The organism is Methylobacterium sp. J-118, from assembly GCF_057836565.1.
On the sequence record NZ_JBYQFA010000007.1, the window covers coordinates 14,441 to 36,165 of the forward strand.

Annotated in this window: 25 protein-coding genes and 2 pseudogenes; 12 read left to right on the top strand and 15 right to left on the bottom strand. The window is 64.5% G+C overall.

What is annotated here, in order from left to right; genetic code table 11:
- Positions 1-287: 287 nt before the first annotated feature.
- Positions 288-719 (bottom strand): annotated as a pseudogene (locus AC3IF3_RS30315) (recombinase family protein); the annotation flags it as partial.
- A 161-nt stretch (positions 720-880) separates the two neighbouring features.
- On the opposite strand from AC3IF3_RS30315, the pseudogene AC3IF3_RS30320 reads away from it, so the two are divergent.
- Positions 881-1,690, top strand: a pseudogene (locus tag AC3IF3_RS30320) (IS256 family transposase); the annotation flags it as partial.
- A gap of 165 nt (positions 1,691-1,855) precedes the next feature.
- Positions 1,856-2,107, top strand: a complete 252-nt coding sequence (locus AC3IF3_RS30325; protein ID WP_489231685.1) for a hypothetical protein — start codon at positions 1,856-1,858, stop codon at positions 2,105-2,107.
- 170 nt (positions 2,108-2,277) lie between these two features.
- Here the strand turns inward: AC3IF3_RS30325 and AC3IF3_RS30330 are convergent, their stop codons facing one another.
- Positions 2,278-2,460 (bottom strand): hypothetical protein, encoded by a 183-nt coding sequence (locus AC3IF3_RS30330; RefSeq protein WP_489231686.1) that lies wholly within the window; start codon positions 2,458-2,460, stop codon positions 2,278-2,280.
- A gap of 263 nt (positions 2,461-2,723) precedes the next feature.
- Here AC3IF3_RS30330 and AC3IF3_RS30335 point away from each other — a divergent pair, with 263 nt between their 5' ends.
- Positions 2,724-2,924, top strand: a complete 201-nt coding sequence (locus tag AC3IF3_RS30335) for a hypothetical protein (protein ID WP_489231687.1) — start codon at positions 2,724-2,726, stop codon at positions 2,922-2,924.
- A 21-nt stretch (positions 2,925-2,945) separates the two neighbouring features.
- On the opposite strand, the gene AC3IF3_RS30340 is transcribed toward AC3IF3_RS30335, so the two are convergent.
- Positions 2,946-3,248, bottom strand: coding sequence for a hypothetical protein (locus AC3IF3_RS30340; protein ID WP_489231688.1), 303 nt, complete (start codon positions 3,246-3,248; stop codon positions 2,946-2,948).
- Between the two features lie 89 nt (positions 3,249-3,337).
- Positions 3,338-3,520, bottom strand: coding sequence for a hypothetical protein (locus AC3IF3_RS30345; RefSeq protein ID WP_243973989.1), 183 nt, complete (start codon positions 3,518-3,520; stop codon positions 3,338-3,340).
- 64 nt (positions 3,521-3,584) lie between these two features.
- On the opposite strand from AC3IF3_RS30345, the gene AC3IF3_RS30350 reads away from it, so the two are divergent.
- The 3 genes from AC3IF3_RS30350 to AC3IF3_RS30360 all read left to right on the top strand — a co-directional run bounded on the left by AC3IF3_RS30350 (position 3,585) and on the right by AC3IF3_RS30360 (position 6,074).
- Positions 3,585-4,010, top strand: coding sequence for a hypothetical protein (locus AC3IF3_RS30350; protein WP_489231690.1), 426 nt, complete (start codon positions 3,585-3,587; stop codon positions 4,008-4,010).
- Between the two features lie 193 nt (positions 4,011-4,203).
- A complete protein-coding gene (locus AC3IF3_RS30355; RefSeq protein ID WP_489231693.1) occupies positions 4,204-5,607 on the top strand; it encodes a methyl-accepting chemotaxis protein in 1,404 nt (467 codons plus the stop codon).
- A gap of 53 nt (positions 5,608-5,660) precedes the next feature.
- Positions 5,661-6,074 carry a response regulator gene (locus AC3IF3_RS30360; protein WP_489231694.1) on the top strand — a complete coding sequence of 138 codons (414 nt, stop codon included), beginning with the start codon at positions 5,661-5,663 and terminating at the stop codon, positions 6,072-6,074.
- Positions 6,075-6,275: 201 nt separating this feature from the next.
- On the opposite strand, the gene AC3IF3_RS30365 is transcribed toward AC3IF3_RS30360, so the two are convergent.
- From AC3IF3_RS30365 to AC3IF3_RS30375, 3 genes are all read right to left on the bottom strand, one after another.
- Positions 6,276-8,543: an EAL domain-containing protein gene (locus tag AC3IF3_RS30365; protein ID WP_489231695.1), complete on the bottom strand. Its 2,268-nt coding sequence runs from the start codon at positions 8,541-8,543 to the stop codon at positions 6,276-6,278.
- Between the two features lie 430 nt (positions 8,544-8,973).
- Positions 8,974-9,513: a hypothetical protein gene (locus tag AC3IF3_RS30370; RefSeq protein WP_489231696.1), complete on the bottom strand. Its 540-nt coding sequence runs from the start codon at positions 9,511-9,513 to the stop codon at positions 8,974-8,976.
- A 1,328-nt stretch (positions 9,514-10,841) separates the two neighbouring features.
- Complete coding sequence (locus AC3IF3_RS30375) at positions 10,842-11,633, bottom strand: helix-turn-helix domain-containing protein (RefSeq protein ID WP_489231698.1); 792 nt, start codon at positions 11,631-11,633, stop codon at positions 10,842-10,844.
- A 408-nt stretch (positions 11,634-12,041) separates the two neighbouring features.
- On the opposite strand from AC3IF3_RS30375, the gene AC3IF3_RS30380 reads away from it, so the two are divergent.
- The 5 genes from AC3IF3_RS30380 (at position 12,042) to AC3IF3_RS30400 (ending at position 14,456) form a co-directional block, all read left to right on the top strand.
- Positions 12,042-12,527, top strand: a complete 486-nt coding sequence (locus AC3IF3_RS30380; protein ID WP_489220588.1) for a hypothetical protein — start codon at positions 12,042-12,044, stop codon at positions 12,525-12,527.
- 96 nt (positions 12,528-12,623) lie between these two features.
- Positions 12,624-12,890 (top strand): hypothetical protein, encoded by a 267-nt coding sequence (locus tag AC3IF3_RS30385; RefSeq protein ID WP_489231699.1) that lies wholly within the window; start codon positions 12,624-12,626, stop codon positions 12,888-12,890.
- A gap of 79 nt (positions 12,891-12,969) precedes the next feature.
- Entirely contained in the window at positions 12,970-13,182 is a 213-nt protein-coding gene (locus AC3IF3_RS30390) for a hypothetical protein (protein WP_489231700.1), read from the top strand.
- Between the two features lie 179 nt (positions 13,183-13,361).
- Entirely contained in the window at positions 13,362-13,601 is a 240-nt protein-coding gene (locus tag AC3IF3_RS30395; RefSeq protein WP_489231701.1) for a DUF6894 family protein, read from the top strand.
- Positions 13,602-14,144: 543 nt separating this feature from the next.
- On the top strand, positions 14,145-14,456 hold the full coding sequence (locus AC3IF3_RS30400) for a four-helix bundle copper-binding protein (RefSeq protein WP_489231717.1): 312 nt from the start codon (positions 14,145-14,147) through the stop codon (positions 14,454-14,456).
- A gap of 328 nt (positions 14,457-14,784) precedes the next feature.
- Here AC3IF3_RS30400 and AC3IF3_RS30405 read toward each other — a convergent pair whose 3' ends face one another.
- The 8 genes from AC3IF3_RS30405 to AC3IF3_RS30440 form a co-directional block, all read right to left on the bottom strand.
- Positions 14,785-15,198 carry a DUF3830 family protein gene (locus AC3IF3_RS30405; protein ID WP_489231702.1) on the bottom strand — a complete coding sequence of 138 codons (414 nt, stop codon included), beginning with the start codon at positions 15,196-15,198 and terminating at the stop codon, positions 14,785-14,787.
- 39 nt (positions 15,199-15,237) lie between these two features.
- Positions 15,238-16,464, bottom strand: a complete 1,227-nt coding sequence (locus AC3IF3_RS30410) for an allantoate amidohydrolase (protein ID WP_489231704.1) — start codon at positions 16,462-16,464, stop codon at positions 15,238-15,240.
- A gap of 80 nt (positions 16,465-16,544) precedes the next feature.
- Positions 16,545-17,891, bottom strand: coding sequence for a dicarboxylate/amino acid:cation symporter (locus AC3IF3_RS30415; RefSeq protein WP_489231705.1), 1,347 nt, complete (start codon positions 17,889-17,891; stop codon positions 16,545-16,547).
- A gap of 88 nt (positions 17,892-17,979) precedes the next feature.
- The gene (locus AC3IF3_RS30420) at positions 17,980-18,666 is read right to left on the bottom strand and encodes a GntR family transcriptional regulator (RefSeq protein WP_489231706.1); all 687 of its coding nucleotides are present in this window, start codon (positions 18,664-18,666) and stop codon (positions 17,980-17,982) included.
- Positions 18,667-18,939: 273 nt separating this feature from the next.
- Positions 18,940-19,104: a hypothetical protein gene (locus AC3IF3_RS30425; protein ID WP_489231708.1), complete on the bottom strand. Its 165-nt coding sequence runs from the start codon at positions 19,102-19,104 to the stop codon at positions 18,940-18,942.
- A 34-nt stretch (positions 19,105-19,138) separates the two neighbouring features.
- A complete protein-coding gene (locus tag AC3IF3_RS30430) occupies positions 19,139-19,423 on the bottom strand; it encodes a hypothetical protein (protein ID WP_489231709.1) in 285 nt (94 codons plus the stop codon).
- Between the two features lie 70 nt (positions 19,424-19,493).
- Positions 19,494-19,940, bottom strand: coding sequence for a hypothetical protein (locus tag AC3IF3_RS30435; RefSeq protein WP_489231711.1), 447 nt, complete (start codon positions 19,938-19,940; stop codon positions 19,494-19,496).
- Between the two features lie 12 nt (positions 19,941-19,952).
- On the bottom strand, positions 19,953-20,243 hold the full coding sequence (locus AC3IF3_RS30440; RefSeq protein WP_489231712.1) for a hypothetical protein: 291 nt from the start codon (positions 20,241-20,243) through the stop codon (positions 19,953-19,955).
- A 147-nt stretch (positions 20,244-20,390) separates the two neighbouring features.
- On the opposite strand from AC3IF3_RS30440, the gene AC3IF3_RS30445 reads away from it, so the two are divergent.
- Positions 20,391-20,606, top strand: a complete 216-nt coding sequence (locus tag AC3IF3_RS30445; RefSeq protein WP_489231713.1) for a transcriptional regulator — start codon at positions 20,391-20,393, stop codon at positions 20,604-20,606.
- Positions 20,607-21,725: the final 1,119 nt, after the last annotated feature.

Here is a 21,725-nt window from a genome sequence, read left to right on the forward strand (position 1 = left end):
ACACGAACGACGCCATCGCGCGACGGCGCGAGCTGAACGGTTGGATCAGGGCCATGCGCGAGTTGGCCGAGGAGATTGCCTGACATCCGCCCTGACCCTTGAGCAGGTGCAGGTAGCGCCGGTCGAGATGCCGCGATCAAGCGACCGGGCCCCGGGGAAGGGGCGCGAGCTGTCTGTAAGATCAAACTAGCGATAGCCCGAGCGCGTAACGCATCGTGCGCGCCATCCAATTTCCCGCCTATAAAAAAAGAGGCGGTCGCCACGAGACATTCGCCATCCCAATCGCGTCAGCGCCTGCCTGCAGTGCTGTTGGCGCGGGCGCGCGGGAAATAGCTGTAGAAGGTGTCCCGGTTGACCCCGAGCCGCTTGGCGATCTCGGCCACGCTGATCGTGCCTGCGGCAAGGAGGGCGCGGCCGACTGCAATGTCATCCTCGGACAGCTTCTTCGGCCGACCGCCCTTACGACCTCGGGCGAGGGCCGCCTTCAGCCCCTCCATGGTGCGCTCGCGGTTGAGGTCGAGGAAGTACTCGGCCATGGCCCCATGCATCTGTAGGGCGAAGCGCCCGTGAGCGGTGGCGGAGTCGAACTGCTCGGTGAGTGAGCGAAAGTGCACGTCCTTCACCCACAGGCCGTCGATGATGCGCATCATCTCGACGAGCGACCGGCCGAGCCGGTCGAGCTTCCACACCACGAGCACGTCCTCGGGGCGCAGATAAGCGGGTCGCGTCCCTGGACGTGGTGTAGCTCGCCGGTAGCGAGGAAGCCCGTCCGCGCGCCTTCCACAGCGCTGTAGCGGGCGGGCTTCCTTGCGGGGTGGTCATCGGCGGTTGCCGGGTAGGGTCGGGTTGCTGGCACCAACCCCGAACCGAGAGACCCCCGATGACCGACGAGATGATGAACCTGCGCGGCGTTCTGGAGAAGAGCGCCGACGCCGACCTGCTGCGTGAGATGATCGGCTTCGCCGCTGGGCGGCTGATGGGGCTGGAGGTGGGCGGCCTGACCGGCGCGGCCCACGGCGAGAAGAGCGCCGAGCGTGTGGTCCAGCGCAACGGCTACCGCGACCGGGACTGGCAGACGCGGGCCGGCACGGTCGAGTTGCGCATCCCGAAGCTGCGCAAGGGCAGCTACTTCCCCGGCGTCCTGGAGCCGCGCCGGATGGCGGAGAAAGCGCTGACCGCGGTGATCCAGGAGGCCTACATCCAGGGCATCTCGACCCGGTCCGTCGACGACCTCGTGCAAGCCATGGGCGGCACCGGCGTGTCGAAGAGCCAGGTCAGCCGGCTGTGTCAGGAGATCGACGAGCGGGTGAACGCCTTCCTCGACCGGCCGATCGAGGGCGAATGGCCGTATCTCTGGATCGACGCCACCTACGTGAAGGTCCGCAGCGAGGGCCGCATCGTCTCGAAGGCGGTGATCGTGGCGGTGGGCGTCAACGCCGACGGCCGCAGGGAGGTGCTCGGCATGGACGTGGGTGCGTCCGAGGCGGAGCCGTTCTGGACCGACTTCCTGCGCAAGCTCGCCCGGCGGGGCCTGCGCGGGGTCAAGCTGGTGATCTCGGACGCGCACGCGGGCATCAAAGCCTCTGTGTCGAAGGTGATGAACGCCACCTGGCAGCGTTGCCGCGTCCACTTCATGCGCACCGTCCTGGCTCACGCGGGTCGTAGTGGACGGCGCGTCGTCTCGGCCTTCGACCAGCGGCTCCAGCTCAGACCATTGCGCGTCGCTCAGCATCATCCCTCCTGCCTTGGAGAGAGGAAAACGCAAGCCCCGCAAGTCCGTTCAGGCGACGACACGCCCTAGGAGAGCGGCCACGATATCGCTCATCCGAACCCCTGAGCGTTAGGCTTTGTCGCGTTGAGCCTTCAGCCGCTGCAAGGCACGCTCGTTCTCGCGCTCGAACTGCGATTCGGTCATCTCTCCCGCATCAACACGGCGCGCGAGCTGCTTGCGGTACTCCAGCGCTTCCTCTTCCCGCGCGCTCAGCGGCACGCTGGCCCGCGCAGCCGTCTGGGTTCGTTCGGCCCATTCCGTGTAGCTGATGCGATGGGCATCGCGATCCGCTCTGAGGCGGGCGACATCTTCCTGGAGAAGCGCGGCGCCCCGTAGTCCTGGAGCACCCTGTTGCGGTCCGGTGGTACCTGTTTGGCAAGCGCCCAGCGCGACCGTAACCAGCAGGATCGTGGTGTATCGGTTTATGAGCAGCCCCTCGTTCAGGGCGAGCTAAGCTGGTCCATGCCGATGAAGCGAGAGCAGATTGGCCACAGTTGGCCATTCCGTCATGAGCGAAAGAAACGATGGAACTGGTCGGGCGTGTATTGCGCTCCTCGACGATCGGCGATCATCACGTCGAGATAGCCGCGTCGCATCATCTCGGTAGCCTTAGCCAAGGCATGGATGACGGTATCACAACCGATCAGCGCCATGCCCCGAGTTGCTACGCCAGTGACGGTGAAGGCCATCTAACCTCACTTTGGATGTTAAAGAGCAATTCCGCCAACTCTGCGTGGTAAAAATATCGGAGCCGTCGAGATCGGCCGAAGAAATTTCAGCAGCCATAGGCTATACCGGGAGATATTTAGCAGAAACTACATTTGACAGCTTACACGCGTTTCGTCGTGTTCGTTATGCCGCTTGGACGCAGACCGTCACCGCATGGCTCGCTGTGAGCCAGCTTGATGGCATCCAGGTTGTCCGATCCTCCCTCTGTGGCTACAGCCCGCCCATGCCCGACAAGCTGAACGCCCTCCTCGAACGCCTCAAGGCGCAGCAGCGCATGCTCATTTTGGAGCTGGCCGAGCATAGCGGTCTGCCGGCTGGAAGCATGCTGCGCCAGGTCGCCGAGTTGGAGAACGTCATCGCGGCCGTCGAGGCGGTGGCGGCCGAGGAGGCGGATCAGGCTCGGCGTAGTAGCCCCGCAGCGTGATAGCCGCGGGGCGGCAGATACTTACTTTCCGCTCGGCGCAGCCCCGCTGCCGGTGGCGCCATTGCCGGTGCCGCTACCGGCGGGCGCACCGGGCGTGCTGACAGGCGGACCGCCGGTGGTGCCCGGACCCGTGCCCGTGCTCATCGTACCTGTGCCCATCGAGCTGCTCCCGCCCTCCATGGACTTTTCCGAGCTGCTCTTCACCGAGCCCGGATTGTTCATGTTGCCCTCAGCGCTACCGCCACCGGCTGCGGTCTGAGCAACTGCGGCACAGGAGATCGAGACCGTGAGCGCAGCCGCTAAGGTCAGTGTCTTCATCGACATGGCGCTATCCTCCAGACGGATCAGTTCGACCGGTCCCGATCTGAACGCCAGCGTGGTCGTTCTCGTTCAGGCACTTGTCGCAGCTCAGGTTACAAACCCCGCTTGCGTTGCAGCCGCAGAGCCAGGATCAGCGCGCCGGGCCAGAATACGAGGCTGAGCAGGGCGATCGGCACGATGGAACGGCCCTTCCACCATGCGATGATGACCGGCAGGAACAGGCCGGGGATCGCCACCGCGAGGAGGGCCCAGAATTCGACGTCGGACAGGTCCATATGCGTTCCGTCGGCGGCATCACCGCTACGCTTTCTTCACGATGGGTGGCACAGTCCGGCCCTTATGCCGATCCGGCCCGAGCACCGCTTCTTCTACCCGATCGACTGGCGCGAGCTATCGATGGCGATCCGCTTCGGCCGGGCGCAGGGCCGCTGCGAGAGCTGCGGGCGGCCGCACGGTCGGATGGTCTACCACCTCGGCGATGGGCGCTGGTGGGACGCGGACGCTAGCCGCTGGCGCGACGGCTGGGGCAGGCGGATCCGGATAGCTGCGGAGGCTGACATCCTTGGACGCGCTCGCCGGACTTGGGTGGTGTTGGCCGCAGCTCATCGAGACCATGACACCGCGAACAACGCCGACGCCAACCTCGCGGCCTTCTGCCAGCGATGCCATATGATCCACGACCGGTCGGAGCATCAGCGGCGGCGTTGGCGCACGCTATTCCGGCGGAAGGCGCTCGGCGATTTGTTCGGCGGTCCTTACGCTTGAAGCATGGGGCGCTCGACGAGGCCGAACCAGCCGCCCCGGGGCGCCGGTTCCTCCTGCGGATCGTAGGTCTGGCCGTGCTGCGCGGGAATGGGCTCAAGATGGCGAGCGGCGGGGTGGTTGTCGAGATACCGTACTTGACGGCTCGTTAACCAACACTCGGCAGCATCGCGGCAAACTCCCTTGGAAGCGCGCGATGATCGGCCTCTCGTTCCGCCAGTCAGCCAAGCCCTCGCCTCAGCCAGATGTCGGTAGCGCAGAGCGCCTTCGGCGTGCTGAGGAACAGCGGCTCCTCACAGCCGTAGAGCGGTCAGCCGCGACCCAAGATCTGACCATCGCCGATCTGCCGGATGGTCCGTTGCGAGATGTGCTCTCGCGGCTGCTCACGCGGGGACGCCGAGAGCGGCATACTAATCTGAGCGTTCTGGCGAACGTGGCCAAAGAGGCATCGGAAGCGGCCATCAACGTCGGTTGGACCACTCACGATGTCGGTCAGGTCGCCGACTCGGCCCAGACCATCGCCAGCGCGACCGAGGAAATGGTCGCCTCCATCGCCCAAGTCGCCGACACCTCTGAGGCTGCTGGCAGTTCGGCGGAGGTTGCCCGCACGGCCATGCTCGCCTGCCTGGGTGAACTACGGCAGGTCCGACAGGCGATGCAGGCCATTGACGCGCGAACCTCTCAGATCAATGAGCGCCTGGGTGTCCTACAAGGGGCGGTCGCGCAGATCGGGACTATGGCCGGCACCATCGCGAACATCTCCGGGCAGACGAACCTCCTCGCACTTAACGCCACGATCGAAGCCGCTCGGGCAGGGCAGGCTGGTAAAGGGTTCGCGGTGGTAGCCTCCGAGGTGAAGGCGCTCTCGGCTCAGACCGCCAGGTCGACGGACGAGATCCGCACTTGGCTCGGGACGCTGCAAACCGAGATGAGCCAGATCGCGCATGCCGTAAGCGACAGCCGTGCTGCGGTGATCGCCGGTTCGGCGACTGTCGAGAAGCTCGGCGCCTGTGTCGAGGAGGCCGACAGCGGTATCCGCCAGACCAGTGACCTGAACCGCGCATTGTCCGAGACCCTTAGTCAGCAGCGGCAGGCCACGCAGGAGATCGCGCAGAACGTGCAGGGCATCGCCGCGAAGGCGACCAAGACCCGCGGTGAGATCGCGAGCATCACCGAGCGTCTCGTGAAGGCCGAGGGCACGGCGCAAAAGGCGCTCGATACTGTCGAGGACGCGGCCCCGGCCTACGCGCTTGTGCGGTTGCCGGTCGATGTCGGGGCGTGGAAGCGGCGGTTGGCGGGTATCCTGTTGGGCCACACTACGCCGGACGCGGCCGCCGCTACCATGCGAGGGCAATCGGCGCCGACGCTCGCCATGCAGCTGAAGGGCACGGCGATGGAACAGCACGTAGCGTTCACGCGGTTCGTGCGAGCAGAACAGCTGGCGCACGCTGAAGCTGCGCGCATGATTGCAGCTTTGGTGGAGCGGGACTGGGATACCGGCACTCCGGCTTTCAGCACCGCGGCGGATGCGATGGCCGATATGCTGGTCGCGGCGAGTGACTTGATCGCAGTCCCTCAGCCTCACTCGGAAGTTTCATAATTTCTTCCGTCGAGGCATTGAGGCGTCTCGCACCGACGAAAGCAGCAATGCATATGTCCCTTGATTTCAGCATGCCGATCCTCCTCGTCGATGACTACCAGACCATGGTCCGTGTCATCCGCAACTTATTGAAGCAGATCGGCTTCATTGAGATCGACAATGCATCTGATGGTACGGCTGCTCTTGGTCGCCTTCGGGAGCGTAAGTACGGGCTCGTCATCTCCGATTGGAACATGGAGCCGATGACCGGCTACCAGCTACTGCAGCATGTGCGCGCCGATGAAGCCCTGCGGCTTACCCCGTTCCTCATGATCACCGCCGAGTCAAAGATCGAAAACGTCATCGCGGCGAAGAAAGCTGGCGTAAACAACTATATCGTCAAGCCGTTCACGAGCGTGACATTGAAGACCAAGATTGAGTCTGTTTGTCTGAGCGAGAGCGCAGATCCTACTCGCGCAACCGAATGACGACGAACGCATAGGCATCCCCTCCGGCCAATGGAGCGGTGGTTGGCAATGCGCTGCTAGCGAGTTCACCGGCCCCATCATTGACCTTGATGAGCTTGAGGTCGCCGCCGTGGTACTAACGACGGCATTGGCAGTGTCTCACTGTCGCTGGCGCAATGGTCGTTGCGGCTCAAGTAATGTCTGAACTAATTTGCCAAACATCTACGCGATTTTGCGCTCACTCGGTGTCGCGACCGGTAGTCTACCTTCGCTGATGGCAAATTCGACCTTCTCGCGGCCGGGCGAAACTTCCTCCTGCGGCTGAGCGTCCATTTCGACCAAGGATCTTGCTCGTGTTTCGCGTTTTGAGCGCCCATCGCTCGGCCGTTCGCTGCAGAGAACCCGCGCGTCCGCAGCGGTTCGTGGTTTGCTGAAGATATATCCTTGTACCTCGGTGCAGCCCTCACGTCGGACCAGTTCGAGTTGCTCGACCGTCTCGACTCCCTCGGCGACGATGCCCATGCCCAGCCGTTCGCCGATGCTCACGACCGCCCGAATGATGGCGGCCGCATCCGGATCGGCGATGTCGCGGATGAAGGATCGATCAATTTTGATCTTGTCGAACGGGAATCGCCGCAGATAGCTCAACGATGAGTAGCCTGTACCAAAATCGTCGAGCGCCAAACGCACGCCTAGCGCGCGAAGCCGGTGCAGCACCCCTACGGCCTGCTCTGGGTTCTGCACCAGCAGGCTCTCGGTCACTTCAAGTTTCAAGCGCCGTGCTGGGAGACCAGTCGCTGATAGGGCAGCCACGACAGCCTCCTCCAGGCCGCCGCGGAACTGCACCGCGGAAACGTTGACGCTCACGCGCACAGATGCAGGCCAGTTCAGCGCCTCAGTACAGGCCTCACGAAGCGCCCAGGTGCCTAGCGGCACGATCAGCCCCGTATCCTCCGCCACGGGGATGAATTCGCCCGGCGGGATGAGGCCATGTACGGGATGCTGCCAGCGCATCAAGGCTTCGAAGCTCACGATCGCCCCGGTCGTCACATCAATGATCGGCTGGTAGACGAGGAAGAAGTCGCCCCGCCGGATCGCCTCCTTCATGTCGATCGCGAGCAGGCTGCGTGTGGCGGTGCGCGCGTGCGCCTCGGCTTCGTACATTCGGTAGGTGTTGCGGCTCGCGGCCTTCGCCCGGAACAGCGCCATGTCGGCGCGCTGGAACGCACCCTCGGCCTCAGTGCAATCGTCCGATAGAAGCGCCGCGCCGATGCTCACGCCGATATCGATCACGGTCCCATCGAGCAGTAGTGGCTCATCCACAGCGGCTATGATGCGTTCACACGCCCCCCTCACGGCTGCATCACCGTCGATGTCGGACAGGATTATCGCGAACTCGTCGCCGCCGAGCCGGGCGACCGTATCTGTATCGCGCACCGCCGAGCGGATGCGCTCCGCTACCAGACGCAACAGCCGATCTCCTGCGAGATGCCCGTGGGTGTCGTTGACGATCTTGAAGTGGTCGAGATCAAGTGCGAGCACGGCGTGACGGTTCGGCGCTAGCGCCGCCCGGGGAAGAACATCATCAAGACGTTCGCGGAATAGATTGCGGTTCGGCAAGCCGGTGAGCGCATCATACAACGCCATGTGGGCAATGCGCGCCTCTGCTTCCTTGCGACGAGAGATGTCAATCAGCGTACCGACCAATCGCAGCGCCCGACCGTCCGGGGCACGAGTGGCTACGCGGGCGCGGGCGAGCACCCATAGGGCCTCATCCCCTGGCTGACCCACCCGGTACTCGCATTCGAGCGTAGGTATCTGCCCCCTCAGGTGCGCCCGCGTAGCTGCCATCACGCGCTCGCGATCGTCCGGATGGACCGCCTCGATCCAGCCCGACATGGTGGGCTGGGCGCGCTCACCCACTAGCCCGAGCCTCTTGCGCCAGCGCTCGGACACCCAGGTGGTCCCGTCGATCAGGTTCCAGTCGAACAAGCAGTCTTCGCCGCTATCGAGCGCCAGGGCGAGCCGCTCCTCGCTCAGGCGTAAGCGGGCTTCGCTGGCTCGCGCGGCACGCTCGCTCTCCCGGCGGCGCGTGATATCCGTGTACGTGCGCACGTACCCGCCGTCCGGTAGCCGCACGACACGCACCTCCAGACTCGTACCGTCAGGGCGTTCACGCTCGTACACGTCGGGCAGGCTGGCGAGATCAGCCGCGTCCAGAGCTGCCGTCAGGGGCACCGGACTAGTCTGGAATTCGCCACGCGCGACCTGGAACGCATTGATGGCACTGTATGGACTGCCGTCGTACAGCACGTTTGCGGGTAGATCGAGGAGTTCCCGCGCACGCTGGTTGTGCAGGCGCACTCGCATATCGGGACTGTAGAGGATCAGGCCCTGGTCCATGCTTTCCAAGGCGGTGCGCAGCAGTTCGTTGGCCTCCTGGAGGCGTTTCTGCACACACGCGCTGTCGTCCAATGTCTTCCGAGACATCGATCTTCTCCGTCGGATCGATACGGAAACGACTTGGCCGCCTCACCGCACGAAACCATATCTCTAGCCTACTAATGAATAGCTTTCATATTTTGGATAATATTAGGTAAAATCGGCACTAGCAGGCGGCCCGCGACAACTCATAGTAGGTCTTATGCGAATGTCGTTTCGCGAGGAGCGAAACCATCTCGCTGCATCGCGTCTAATAACATTAAGCTTGACGGTGACGACATCAGGAACCAAGACAACTTTTCCAGCTTAGCAGCGCCGATGTCGAAGGTCATCGAGTGCCGATGCTGATCTTCCAGATCTCGGCACGGAGCGGGTCGCTGAGGGAATGATAGCGTGGAATAATCAAAAGACCCTCCGACTCAAATTGGTCGCGCAACCGCTCCACCGTTCATGGTTCGGAGACTGCGATTCAGTAAGTTTATCGGCGCTTCAGATCCGTCCACTGCGTCACGACCGACTCATCAGCCGGCATGTAGGCGTCGACGATCACGCCCTTGCGGCTCACGACGCAGATCATCGCCGCTTGGCGCACCTCGTACATCATCGGCCGGTCGTAAGTGATCCGGAACAGCACCGGCGCGAAGTAGTCGCCCTTCTTGTCGGTCCTGTCGGACCCAGCCGAGACCGCCTCAACCTGCTTCATGCCGGCCTTGGTGGCCTCGCTCATCACGGTGGCGCGGCAGGTATCGACCGTGCGGTTGCGACCCGGCACCTCCGGCAGGGGCTGTCCGATCGTCTGCAGAGCTGCGGAGGTGCCCTTCACCAGTCCTGTACCGGGCACCATCGATAGGACGGTCTGCTCACCGGCCGAAGATGAAGCGACGCCGATCGGCGCGATCTGCCAGGGCATCTGCCAGGTAGCGGCAGACGTGTCGGGCTGGGCGGAAGCGTCCTGGGCCAGGGCAGGTCCGGCGAGAGCAAAGACGAGGGTAGCGCAGCAGATCGAACGTCGAATCATCAAGGCTCTCCTATTTCGCGAGGCTGAACGAGGGGCCGCGGCATGAACCTAATCCGTCGGCGAGAGGGCGGACGGCATCGTCCAGGGTGAGGGCGGCACAGAAGCGGTCGGCGGGGTGGCTGAGCGATCGACCCGTACCCGGTGCATGGAGGCGTAGGCGATTGCACCGGCATCGATCCGCGGCCGCGTCGCCGTCGGCGAACTGATGAGACCCGCCGTCTGCTCGGCGTCATGAGTAGGTACGCGTATTTTCGAGACCGTTGCCCGCGCTCGTGGCTGTCTGAGCGATCGAGCGTGCCGCGCCGGTCCGGGGTTCAGGACCGGCCCGACCACGCCCTGTGCGTCGCGCGGCGGCATCATCGAAATCGTCCGGTCTAGCACCGGCCGCTTTGGATCTGGGCCGAGCGTCGCTACGCGTTCGGGCGGAGCTGCAGCAGTGATCGTCGGCGCAAGACCAACGACGACCTCGGTCGGCGGCCGCATTGGAGCCGGTCTGGGTAGCAGGGTCGGCGTGGCCGTCGGGTCCGCTGGCTCGGTTCGCGTCGTTCCCAACTCGGGTCGACCCAGCAACGGTCGCGGCGCGTCCGGTTCGAGGGTCGCAACCACGGATGGCGGGATCATCGTCGCGATATCCTGACGCTCGGTGTGGTCAGTCCACGCGGGTGCCTGTTCGTGCGTGAGACGCGCTGCATCGAGGGGTGCGCGGCTGATTAGCGAAAGGCGTGGGTTGGCGCGGGGTGGCAGGAACTCCTGCTGCTCAACCGTATCCGCGGGGTTCGGATCCAGAAAGCTGCGCGGTCCGTCAGCAAGGGAGAAAGTGTCTGGGTCACCCGCGTGTGAGAGAGGCCCTGTCAGGTGTGGGACTTCTACCCATGGTGGGAATGTCGCTGGAGGTGAAGCTTCGGCAGACACCACTGATGCCACACGTTGGGCGGACGTTGAGAAGATCCAGTTGCTGGGCGGGACAAGCCACGCCGCGCCAGCGGCGAACACAGCGAGGGTTGAAAGGCATGAAATCGAGATCGTGGCCCAAGATGACAGGCGGCTGCTGGGCCTAATGACCTGGAGTGGCCGGGCCGCACCGACCGGCTTCAAGTCACCTACAAAGACGGGATCACGCTGCAACATCCTCTCAGAACTGATCTGGGTGAGAAACGGTTCAAGGCCGGGATGATGTAGAATCGTCGCTAGCCGAACACGGCCGGAATCCTGACGGTGCATACGGATGATGCACAACGCCCAAATAGTTTGATGTTGAGCGCTGAACGACAGCCGACAAACTCCGCCTTATCCGAGCGCCGTCCGCCTTGCCGAACGCCTGTAGACCGTCACCGCATGGCTCGGCCGCCTCCACCACCCGCGCGGATTCTCGCACGGTCTGATCGTCCGAGGTCGCCCGCCGCTCGTCGGCAGCCCTTCTTCGGTTCCGTTTTCCCCGATTCTCTCAGATCTAGAACCTGAGTATGCGTGGTGGTCGCGGATTTGACCCCTCCCCCTGATGGCAGGATGCGCCGTGCCAGCCGTAGCCAGGCGGTCCATTCCCGGCTGACGATGCGGATCACGTTGGTGTCGTTGCGCCAGCCCGTGACCTGCCGCTCCTCGACGGTCAGCAGTCCGAGCCGCACCGCTTCTCGGATCGCGTTTTTCACGGTCGTGCGAGACACGCCGGTCACGGCCGCCAGGTTGTCGATCGCCAATCGGCAGTCGCCACGCCGGGCGGTCTCGGCCGCCACCAAAGCCAGCACAGCGGCCTCGGCCAGAGTGAACCGGGCTGCGAGACCGGGCGGCAGGCGGCCAGAGGCGGCCCAGCGGCGGCGACGCTCCATCGAGGCGTCCGTGCGTGGCCGGGAGCCGACGCCGGGCCTCCTGGGGCTTCCCACGCATTTTTGCGCGGGCAGGCCGATCGAATGCCTGGCTGTTCCCCCTGAGTTCGGGCTCTGTCCGGATCGCGGTCCATTTTTGGACAGCGTTCGCGTTTCGATCAGTCCGGACAGAGCTTCGGCCTCGGCCTCCGTGACCTTCCCCTCCCCATAGGCGCGCCACAGCAGCGCCGTGATGGCTGGCAGCGCCGCGCACGGAGCCGCCTCCGCCTGTCGGCGGATCTCATCGGCATAGTTCATCGAACCCGGTCCCTCACGGGCCGCGGCTAGGGTCCAGGCAAAGCCTTCCCGTTGACGGAAGCGGGTTCCGTCTTGACACCCCGGGGGGTCTCATGGCTTGTGAGGGGAGATGAGTCCGGCCTCACAGGCCCTCGGTTTTCAGCAGCCTCTTCCTTGCCGGGAAGGGGCTGTTGGCTTTTCAGGGTCTATCTCGCGGCGATGATCTCCTGAATGGCGGCCGCGACTCGCTGAGGCGAGCCTGGCCGTGACCGCCCATGTCGGCCGGGGCACACCGTTAAGTCAACGCCGTGGCCCGATGGCCGCAGGATTGCCTCGCCTAGCGTGTCTGCGTAGTTTGGCACCGAAGCTGGGCGGTTCTCGCCCGCCGCTTCGTGTTGCGTACCCGCACTCTGTCACCGTGAGGCAGGCATGGTCGTGATGCGCATCGCAATGCTGTGTGGGTTGAGTGCCGCGTTGGGCGGCTGCCTGTCTCCTGCAGAGACCGCGCCGTCCTACAGCGCATTGTCCTACGCGGGTCCATCGACAAAGGCCGTATGGGATAAGGCTTCGCTAGATGCCGTCGAGCCGGGGCAGCCGCTGAGATCCGATTTCGGCAGAACGGGTTTCGGCCAAGATCCAATCGCTGATTTGTCGGCGTCTGAACGCGCCAGGAGTGCTTGGGAGGCCCAGCGCCCTTCCGAGTTTGCTCGGCCGTTATGGCCCTCAGCTCGTTCTGTCGGCGTTGCGAAACCGAGCAAGGCATCCGATCCCGTCAGCACGGCCAGCCTCTCGAGGCCGGCTAAGAGCGGCGGCCATCGTGGTATTGGTCCGCAGGCCTATGACCGCGAAGCGACGATGGACCGTTTGGAGGAGGAAGCTAAAAAGGACGCCAAGCCGATCTGCAGCGGTTGCTGAGCTTGGTGGGCGTTGCACAGAGCGCCCGCCAACCGGACATGGCATGTCGACCGGGCGGCACGGTTAAGTCAACGTCAGGGAATGATCAGCGCGACCATGCCGGCAGGACCTTCGACCCTCGCGGACCTACGCAAGGCAGGTATCATCACGAGCCAAGAGGTCGTGGCTGCCATCGACGTCTACCTGCGGGATCCGGCAGCTGGGCCCTATCGCTTCGCCAGCGGGCACAGCATCGACATCGCAGCGCTCGTCGCTCTCAAGCTCAGTCGCGAGGAGATCAGAGACCGGGCTGGCCCGCAGGAGAAGACATTCCGGACGGCCGTGGCGGCGGTCGCCATGGCGGCGCACCCAACCCCGCCCTGATCTCGGACCATTCGATCGTTTTGCTGTCGATCCAGACCAGCGCCGAGACGCTTTCACCGGAGGCGGTGAGGCTCAGATTATGATCGACGCTACTTTCCCTGCCGGCGACACCCATCGTGAGGTCCGCAGGCTCGTGCACGCGGCGCGGGCGGTCATCGAAGTGACGCGGCTAAAGGCGGCCGGCACGGATCATCAGGTGGCTGAGGCAGCCGCACTTCAGGCCCGCGGCCTCGCCGCGTTAGCCGCGTCACAGGCGTTGCTGGATCGTGTGAACATCCGATCCTGCCAGTGATGAGTCGAGCAGCGCGCCCCTGTCCAGGTCTGATCGCGAATTGAACTCCGCTAGAGATACGACGTATGTTGGTGAGGCCCCCAAAATCCACCTTATGATGGCTTTGCCGCGGTCCTAATTTCTGGGCATTCCGCGTTTGCGAGACCTGTGTGCTCCCGCCTGTTTCGCGCAGAGAGCCCATGCCTCGGTACTTCTTCGACATAAACGATGGCCGCGCTGATCGCGATGAGGAAGGCCACGAGTGTGCCGATCTTCAGGCCGCCGTGCTGCAAGCCAAGCAGGCGCTCCCAGAGATCGCGGTCGCTGAAGTGCCGAAGGACGGCGAGCGCCAAGCCATCACGGTGCTGGTGACGGATGAGAATGGACAGGCCGTCTATCTAGCGGCTCTGACCTACACGGGGACGTGGTTGAGCCGATAGCACCGCGCCGCAGGATCGCCCGCACCTGGGCGACGTGCTGTGGCTCTGGAGTTCCAGGCAGCAGGGCGTTGATCGCCTCGTGGCAGGCGAGCCACTTCCGCATCTGGCGTAGCAGCCGGCCGTCGGCGAAGCCTGACCCGCGCCACTAGGATCAGCAGACGGGCGGTATCGGGCCAGGACAGGCGCCGTTCGGATCGGCACCAGGGCGACCCCGACCGTGCCGAAGATCAGCGCACCGACCGCCGCGAGGACGTTGCCGCGGCCCCCCACCGCAGCGGCGGCACCTCGATCACAGTTCCAGAGTCCTCGTCCGTCCGCCGCGCCAGGAGGCGACCCGTTGCATTCTTACCCCGACGACCCGGCAGTCCGCCGCGCCGATGCAGGCGTGCGCGTAGCCGGATGCAGTCAAACGTCGGGTGGTCACTCGAGCCGACTCTCCAGATCTGGTCCGAGATGAGTCGTCCGTGCTCGTGGAACAGTTCTTGTATTTCTCCCTGATCGGTTTTGTGGGAATCCGCCGTGCCGCAGTCCGACAGTCCTGAGATGGAGGCGTGTATTGACGCCTGCCTGTTCTGCTACCGAACTTGCCTCGGCAAAGCTTCGAACCTTAGCTTTGAGGTTGGCAGCAAGCACATAGAGCCAGCGCTCCTGCATCTGCTGGTATTGTGCGCAGATACCTGCCGAACCTGCGCGCATTTGATGCTGATCGGTAGTGCGGTCCATAGATACCAATGTGGGTCCTGCGCGGAGGTCTGCGCTGTGTGCGCAGCATCGTGTGAGGTGGCCGGCGAGATGCTTGCCTGTATGGAGGCGTGTCGCGCCTGTGAGGAGGCCTGCCGAAAAATAGCGGCCTGATCGGAAAGCCGTCGGCAGGGCAAAGGCAGCCTCACGTGAGTGATTTTTGCGCCGACCCAAAACGCTCACTTCGATCGCCTTCTCCTTGTCGGTGCCCACAATCTTGATCGCACATTGTATCCCAGTGCCCCTAGTACAGGCGCGGTACCAACACCGTGTTGAGCGACCGCTCCAGGCTTTCGTGGAACGATCGCGACGGGCACAGCCTCTTCGACCAACGGAAACCTCCATAGGTTTCGAGAGGCGCATCGGCATCCCCGCGAGAGCACCTACGGAGCAACTCGGGATGCGGGCTCGTCCTGCCGTCGAAAAACCGAAGAACTCGCCGTTACAGCATCTCGAACATGACGGGTTGCGCGCCCTTCCAAAGCGTCATCTCGCCGAGCTTGCGCAGGTTCTCTAGGCCGGTGGTCAGTGTCACGAAGTGATTGCCCGCCAACTGGCCCATCTTCGAGGCGAAGTGCACGCCGCCGTAGGCCAGCAGGATTTCGGTCTCACTGATCCCGCCGGGGTAGAGGATGATCTGTCCCGGCGCCGGGTAGCTGGTGTGGTTCTCGTAGCCGACCCCGAAGTCGTAGTCGCCCAGCGGCATCCACACGCCCTCACCGCTCCAGCGCACGTGCACCGCCTGGGTCTTGAACGGCATGCGTGTGCGGAAGGCGGCACAGGTCTTGGGAGCCGCCTCGTCCTCGAACCGCGCTCCGAACTCGAACGGCCCTGCCGTCACTCGCAATTGCGACATGTCGATGTCTCCTGTCTTGTTTGTTGCTCGGCATACCAGTCATCGTCCGCCGATCGCCCGGATCGCCCGCAGAAGCACGCGTGCCCCGGCCTCGATGTCTGGCAAGCTGGCGAACTCGGCCGGGTTGTGGCTGATCCCGCCGCGACAGCGGACGAACACCATCCCGATCGGCGCGATGGCGGCTACCGCCATGCCGTCGTGACCCGCTCCGCTCGGCAGCGCCAGCAGCTGATGACCCTCGGCGTTGATAGCCTCTCCGATCAATCCCGCGAGACCGGGATCGCACGGCACGGCGTCGGCCTCGTGTAGCAGGTTGATGCCCAGCCCGAGGCGGCGGTGCACGGCGATGCGTTTGCAGGCGGTCTCGATATCGGCCAGCGCGACAAGCCGCCGGTCATCGTCCGGCGCTCGCAGATCGAGGCTGAAGCGCACGGTACCGGGGATGGTGTTGACCGCGCCGGGCAGCGCGTGGATACGCCCGACCGTTCCGACGAGGTGAGCATCGCCGCGGCAGCGCGACTCGACCGCGAGCACGCACTCGGCCGCGCCCGCCAAGGCATCGCGTCGCTCAGTCATCGCCACCGTCCCGGCATGACCCGCCTCGCCCGTGAGCGTGAACTCCAGCCGGCTGGCCCCGGAAATGGCCGTGACGAGCCCTACGGCGACGCCCGCCCGCTCCAGCATCGGCCCCTGTTCGATGTGTAGTTCCAGGTAACCGATGATCTCCTCAGGACGACGCGCCGCCTCGCCCTTGCGCATCGGGTCGAGGCCGTAAGCGCGCATCGCCGCAGCCAGTGTCGTGCCCTCCGCGTCGGCGGCTCGCAGCGCCGCCATATCGAGTAGCCCGGCGAAGGCACGGCTGCCGGTCAGCGTCGCACCGAAGCGCACACCCTCCTCGTCGGCGAAGCCCACGACCTCCAAGGCGTGGGACAGATGCATACCCTCTCGGCTCAGCGCTTCGACGCAAGCAATCGCCGTGATGACGCCGAGTGGTCCGTCATAGCGACCGGCGTTGCGCACGGTATCTAGATGCGAGCCCACCACCAGAGCGGGACCGCCGGGCTCTGGCCCCTCAATCCGGGCGATGAGATTGCCGACTGCGTCGCGGCGCACCGCCATCCCGGCCGCGCGCATCCAGCCGCCCACCAGGGCCTCGGCGCGGGCCTGCTCGGGACTAAGATACAGACGCGTGATCGCGCCTGGCGTGGCACTGATCGCTGCGAGTTGGTCGAGACGCTCCTGGATCTCCTGGGCTCGTATCGACACGGGTTGCCAATCTTGAAGGATCGTTGTTGGAGCGATCCGCCCGGGGCCGAGACGGACCGGGCGGAAGCCTCGTCTGCTGCTCAAGCGGCCTGTTGCGCGGGGTTGAGCGTCGCAAGATCCGGCGGCGGGCTGTCGAGCACGGCATGAGCACGCGCCGTGTCGAGATCGCCTTCCCAGGCCGCCACCACGACGGTGGCGACGCAGTTGCCGATCAGGTTGCCGACCGCGCGCGCCATGCCGATGAACCAGTCCACCGACAGCACCAGCACAAGGCCGATCGCCGGGATCGACGGCACGGCGTTCAGCGTGGCGGCCAGGATGACGATCGCCGAGCCTGGAACACCGTGCGCACCCTTAGAGGTGACCAGCGAGATGCCGAGTACCAGCAGGAGATCGCCGATCGACAGCGGTGTGCCGGTCGCCTGCGCGATGAACACCACGGCCAGGGTCAGGTAGATCGAGAACGCATCGAGGTTGAACGAGTACCCGGTGGGCACGACGAGGCCGACTACGGACGGCTTCACGCCCAAGTACTCCAGCTTGCGCATGATCTGCGGCAGCACCGCGTCGGACGAGGCGGTGCCGAGCACGATGGTGAGTTCCTCGCGCAAATAGGCCAGGAATTTGATGATGTTCACACCCGCGAGCCGCATCACACCGCCGAGGATGACCAGCACGAAGATGGCCACGGCGACGTAGTAAAGTGCAACCAGCGAGAGCAGTTGGGTAAGTGAGCCGATGCCGTATTTGCCGACCGTATAGGCGACTGCGCCGAGCACGCCGAACGGGGCCGTGCGCACGATCAAGCCCATCGCCTTGAACAGCACGCCCGAGACCGCGTCGATCAGGTCTGTGACCTTCTGCCCTTGCGGGCCGCCGTACAGGGCGAGACTGATGCCGAACAGGATCGCGAAGAACAGGACCTGGAGCACGTCGTTGCGGGCCAAGGCGTCGAACGAGGTGGTCGGGATGATGTTCAGCAGGAAGCTGGAGAAGCCGCCGGTATGGAGCCTGTTGGCGTTGTCGGCGTAGGTGCTGAGCGCCTTGCCGTCGAGGGTGGCGGTGTTGATGTTCATGCCGTGGCCGGGACCGACGAGGTAGGCTAGCACGATCCCGAGGATCAGCGCGACCGTAGTCATCGCCTCAAAGTAGACCAGCGCCTTGACGCCGACGCGGCCGACCTTCTTGAGGTCACCTGTCCCGGCGATGCCGTGCACGACGACGCAGAACACGATCGGCGCGACGATCATCGAGATCAGCTTCAGGAAGGCGTCGGACAGCACCTTGAGTTGCTGTGCAAATTCGGGCGTGGCCATGCCGAGCACGATGCCGAGGACGAGACCGACGACCACCTGTAGGAACAAGGACTTGTAGAGCGGCTCGCGCGCCTTCTCCGCAGCGGCAACGTGTACGGATGGAACCGACATCAAGTGATCTCCTCGAAAATATCGATGGGGGATACGCACAACAGAAGTCGGTAACGACGTTTCTTACTTGACTCGCCCGAGTCTGCTTTCATTGTGGTTGCGGCGAGACTTTCAAGGCATGGCGAAGATTAGTCAGCGGATCATCGTCCTTGGCCCGCGTCAGCCCAGCCTCAACGTTGCCGATGTGCGCGACCATGAGGTTGGCAGCCCGCTCCAAGTCGCCCTCAGCAAGTGCGTCGGTGATCGCCTCGTGCTCGTCGCAGGACACTGTCGCGTCGTGGCTGGACTGGTACAGCGCTGAGATCAGCACTGTACGGGCAGTTAGGTCGCGGAGGATGTCGGCCAGCACGCGGTTGCCGAGCGCCTCGACGAGGCAGACGTGGAAGTCGCCGAGAAGGAAACTGCGCGCCTCTAAGTCGCCAGCAGCGATGGCCTCGCGTTCCTGGATGATGTGCGCCCGCAGCTTGTCCACCACATCAGGGCCGAGACGCTGGACAGCCATGAGGATGCCCATCTCGATGGCCTGACGAGCCTGGAAGGCTTCCTGCGCCTCCTCGAAGGACGGCTTGATCACGAACCAACCACGGCGCGGGCTGACCTGGACGATGCCACGCGCCTCCAGCCGGATCAGCGCCTCGCGAGCCATCGTCCGCGAGACAGAAAACAGGGTAGCGAGACTTTGCTCGCCGAGGCGGGTTCCGGCCGTGATGCGGCCTGCGAGAATGGCATCCACGATGACGCGATCGATCGAATTCGCGAGGGTAGGGGTCTGCATGTAGTTCAGACTTCCATACAAGATTGATACGCAATCGATGTGCCAACGGCTTAAGCTTGGATGGCCTATCCCGAAGCGTCGTGGAAGACCGCCGCCAGGTTCGAGATTTGCCGTCCGAAAAACGTCATAGGCTTGGTCATTCGGAGCCGATCAGACTGCTGGCAAGCAAATCTTCTCAAGGCCTAAGATGTGTCAGCCGCGGTAGCTAGCGATGGTTCGTAATAGAGCGCCTCCGTCGCTTCCGGCTGCTTGCGACCCACCTCGGCCCCTGCATCACGCCCGCTCCAGCAGGTCGATCAGAAGAGACCCAGCTGCTGCGACGACGTTGCCCCGACCGCGCCAGGGTAGGATGTTCGCCGCAGGCAGCGCCTCGACCACTACCTCCGGCAGCACGGTCTCGGGTGCCTCGGCCTCGCGCTCCTGATCGCTGCCCCGCATGTAGACCACCTGCGAGCCGGTGGTGCGGGTCGGGTCAGAGCAGGGAGGCGAGGCCGGTGAGCACCATGCCACCGCCGATGATGGCAAAGGCGGCCAGCAGCTCGGCGCCGACATCGAGGAAGCGGAGGCTGCGGCTGTGCGACGTGTCGGGCCGGACAGGCGTCACGGCTTCCCACGGCTCGATCTCGCCCGGGATCGGCTCGTCGGGCAGGTTGCGGTAGCGGCGATCCAGCGGAGTCTGGCGGCGGCCCGTGCGGGCGCTGGTGCTGCGCACCGGGACGGGCTGACTGAAATTCGGGATGCGGGCATAAGTCATCATTCGCGCTCCTGATGGGCTCGTGGGGTCGGCTCGGTGGTGAAGGGGGCGCCCCGCGGTGGGGCGCGTCAGGTCAGGCGGCGGGCGGCGCCAGGCCTGAATTCAGGGCCCAAGCGGGGTGATCGCCCTCGGGGCCGTAGAGGTCGGGGAACAGCACCCACAGGCGCTGCTCAATGCGGGTGAGCAGGTCGCTGCCCACGTCCATGGCGTCGTCGCGCAGGGCATCGTCGTAGAAGCGATCGTGATCCCCATGCATGTCGCCGGACACATACTCGGCCAGCACCATGCCGATGACGGCCGCTCCGATCTCGGCCTGGGTGGCGGGTGACAGCAGGTGCCACGCCTCGGCGGGCGTGAACGGCAGAGGCATGCGAGCCCAGAGCACAGCGTGATCGGGGAGCCGAGCGGTGTCGTCCCCGCGGAGGGTACGCGTCTGGTGCGTACCCTTGGCAGAAGCGGGGACAGCGGCGGTGGCGAGGATGCCGGCGGTGAGCGCGCGGCGGTTGATGCGGGTGGACATTGAATGCGGGCCTCAGTGAGCGGCGGCGCGGCGGGCGGCCTTGGCGACCTGCCAGGCAGCCTTGAGGGCGGAGGACATCGCCTCGCGGCGGGAGACGCCGCAGCGTTCCATGATGCCGGGGGCAGCCTTGCAGGCGGCGGCCATGATCGCGGTGCGGTCGTACTGGCCGGCGGTGGCGAGGGGGCGGGTGCGGGCGCCGAACTGGATGAGGGCGCGGGCGCTGAGAAGGCCGGCGGGGATCTTGGCGCGGCTGTCCTGGCCAGCGCGCTCAATGTCGGTCCAGGTAACGGTGCGGCGGGACATGGCGACCATTCCAGGCGGGTAGCGCTTCCTTTTCGGCGGCGCTTGACCTAAAATGGACTATTCGCTGCCGGTGTCAACCCATTTTGGGCGCGCGGTGGCCTAATTTAGGCATCAGAGGGCCAGATGCTTACGGGTGCGCAGATACGGATGGCGCGCGGCTACCTGAATTGGTCGGTCGCGAAGCTGGAAGAGGCGTCCGGCGTCTCCGCAACCACGATCAAGCGCATGGAGAAGAGCGACGGCATCCCCAAGACGATGTCGGACAAGCTCTTGGATATCCGCCGGGCGCTTGAGGGGGCTGGCTTGGAATTCACGCCCGAGAACGGCCACGCAGCAGGCGTCCGTCCCAAGGTTAAGCCGTGAGCGCGCGCTGGGCTCGGATTGGCGGCACTGTCTCGCTGGCGGGCTTCACCGTCATCGTCACGGCCCTGGCAGTCTGCGGGCTCGTGGGCCTCGTGCCATAACCGCCGGCCTGGAGTTCATCCCCGAGAACGGCGGCGGGGCCGGGATCCGGTTCCGGGACCGAAAGGGGTGAACGCGTGATCAAAGGTTACGTATGGCTGGTCATCGGCGTTCTGATCGCTATCGGGGTCATAGGAGCGATCGTCTACTTCATAGCCGCACGGCACGATTGACCCTACGGTGACGGGCGCCGCAAGGTCAGGCGGAGGAAAGACACGATCAGGAGCGGAAGGGGTGATCACCGGTCCTCAACTCCGCGCAGCGCGCTCCTCTCTCCGCTGGGACTCTAGGAAACTCGCAACGCGAGCGAAGGTACCTATCAGCGTCGTGCTGCGGGCTGAGGCCAGTCTCGGTGAGCCAGCAGTCAAGATCGCACAGTTGAATGCGCTGGTGCAGGCTTTGCTCTCCGCAGGCGCCAGCTTCCCACATTCTCAAGCGGACGACAGTAAGGCGCCGCCGTGACCGTCTTGTTCCGATCGCTGGAGATGGCATTCTCGGTGACATGCCAAGACGCTACATGCCCACATACAGCGTCCTGATCCGACGCTGCTCGCTTCGGCCCCATCGCTTTCGGTGGCTACTAATCTCTTCCGACAACGCTCATAAGATCCACGCACCGATTTCCTCCAACACTGAGGCCGAAGCTCGGGAACGCGGGACGACCGAACTATCGAAGCTTACCGGAGGAAAGCGCAACACGCTCTGACCCGGCGGAGGTGCTACCGTCACCATAGCCGCGGCTGTCACAGCATTCCAGAAGGTCTTCACCTGCGTGCCATGTCCCACCTTCTGTTCCAAGAAATCCGACAATGCCGTGACGGGTAGGGATCTCTTTGGCCATAGCGCTAGGCGGCAGGGCCGGTGAAGCGGCGATCAGGTAATGGAACCCGCACAACAAAAAGCCCGGCCTTTCGGCCGGGCTAGGTGGGGTCCCTTAGCACGGGGACATCAAGACTGGCGCTTTGGAGATCGACCGGTCCCGATCTGGGAAATTAGAAGTCGCGCTGGACGCGGAACCGC

What these genes read in the sequence shown, in the direction of transcription:
- AC3IF3_RS30330 (WP_489231686.1), bottom strand. Translation starts at nt 2,460, where the DNA reads ATGGCCTTCACCGTCACTGGCGTAGCAACTCGGGGCATGGCGCTGATC.
- AC3IF3_RS30335 (WP_489231687.1), top strand. Translation starts at nt 2,724, where the DNA reads ATGCCCGACAAGCTGAACGCCCTCCTCGAACGCCTCAAGGCGCAGCAG.
- AC3IF3_RS30340 (WP_489231688.1), bottom strand. Translation starts at nt 3,248, where the DNA reads ATGTCGATGAAGACACTGACCTTAGCGGCTGCGCTCACGGTCTCGATC.
- AC3IF3_RS30345 (WP_243973989.1), bottom strand. Translation starts at nt 3,520, where the DNA reads ATGGACCTGTCCGACGTCGAATTCTGGGCCCTCCTCGCGGTGGCGATC.
- AC3IF3_RS30350 (WP_489231690.1), top strand. Translation starts at nt 3,585, where the DNA reads ATGCCGATCCGGCCCGAGCACCGCTTCTTCTACCCGATCGACTGGCGC.
- AC3IF3_RS30355 (WP_489231693.1), top strand. Translation starts at nt 4,204, where the DNA reads ATGATCGGCCTCTCGTTCCGCCAGTCAGCCAAGCCCTCGCCTCAGCCA.
- AC3IF3_RS30360 (WP_489231694.1), top strand. Translation starts at nt 5,661, where the DNA reads ATGTCCCTTGATTTCAGCATGCCGATCCTCCTCGTCGATGACTACCAG.
- AC3IF3_RS30365 (WP_489231695.1), bottom strand. Translation starts at nt 8,543, where the DNA reads ATGTCTCGGAAGACATTGGACGACAGCGCGTGTGTGCAGAAACGCCTC.
- AC3IF3_RS30370 (WP_489231696.1), bottom strand. Translation starts at nt 9,513, where the DNA reads ATGATTCGACGTTCGATCTGCTGCGCTACCCTCGTCTTTGCTCTCGCC.
- AC3IF3_RS30375 (WP_489231698.1), bottom strand. Translation starts at nt 11,633, where the DNA reads ATGAACTATGCCGATGAGATCCGCCGACAGGCGGAGGCGGCTCCGTGC.
- AC3IF3_RS30380 (WP_489220588.1), top strand. Translation starts at nt 12,042, where the DNA reads ATGGTCGTGATGCGCATCGCAATGCTGTGTGGGTTGAGTGCCGCGTTG.
- AC3IF3_RS30385 (WP_489231699.1), top strand. Translation starts at nt 12,624, where the DNA reads ATGCCGGCAGGACCTTCGACCCTCGCGGACCTACGCAAGGCAGGTATC.
- AC3IF3_RS30390 (WP_489231700.1), top strand. Translation starts at nt 12,970, where the DNA reads ATGATCGACGCTACTTTCCCTGCCGGCGACACCCATCGTGAGGTCCGC.
- AC3IF3_RS30395 (WP_489231701.1), top strand. Translation starts at nt 13,362, where the DNA reads ATGCCTCGGTACTTCTTCGACATAAACGATGGCCGCGCTGATCGCGAT.
- AC3IF3_RS30400 (WP_489231717.1), top strand. Translation starts at nt 14,145, where the DNA reads ATGGAGGCGTGTATTGACGCCTGCCTGTTCTGCTACCGAACTTGCCTC.
- AC3IF3_RS30405 (WP_489231702.1), bottom strand. Translation starts at nt 15,198, where the DNA reads ATGTCGCAATTGCGAGTGACGGCAGGGCCGTTCGAGTTCGGAGCGCGG.
- AC3IF3_RS30415 (WP_489231705.1), bottom strand. Translation starts at nt 17,891, where the DNA reads ATGTCGGTTCCATCCGTACACGTTGCCGCTGCGGAGAAGGCGCGCGAG.
- AC3IF3_RS30420 (WP_489231706.1), bottom strand. Translation starts at nt 18,666, where the DNA reads ATGCAGACCCCTACCCTCGCGAATTCGATCGATCGCGTCATCGTGGAT.
- AC3IF3_RS30425 (WP_489231708.1), bottom strand. Translation starts at nt 19,104, where the DNA reads ATGCGGGGCAGCGATCAGGAGCGCGAGGCCGAGGCACCCGAGACCGTG.
- AC3IF3_RS30430 (WP_489231709.1), bottom strand. Translation starts at nt 19,423, where the DNA reads ATGATGACTTATGCCCGCATCCCGAATTTCAGTCAGCCCGTCCCGGTG.
- AC3IF3_RS30435 (WP_489231711.1), bottom strand. Translation starts at nt 19,940, where the DNA reads ATGTCCACCCGCATCAACCGCCGCGCGCTCACCGCCGGCATCCTCGCC.
- AC3IF3_RS30440 (WP_489231712.1), bottom strand. Translation starts at nt 20,243, where the DNA reads ATGTCCCGCCGCACCGTTACCTGGACCGACATTGAGCGCGCTGGCCAG.
- AC3IF3_RS30445 (WP_489231713.1), top strand. Translation starts at nt 20,391, where the DNA reads ATGGCGCGCGGCTACCTGAATTGGTCGGTCGCGAAGCTGGAAGAGGCG.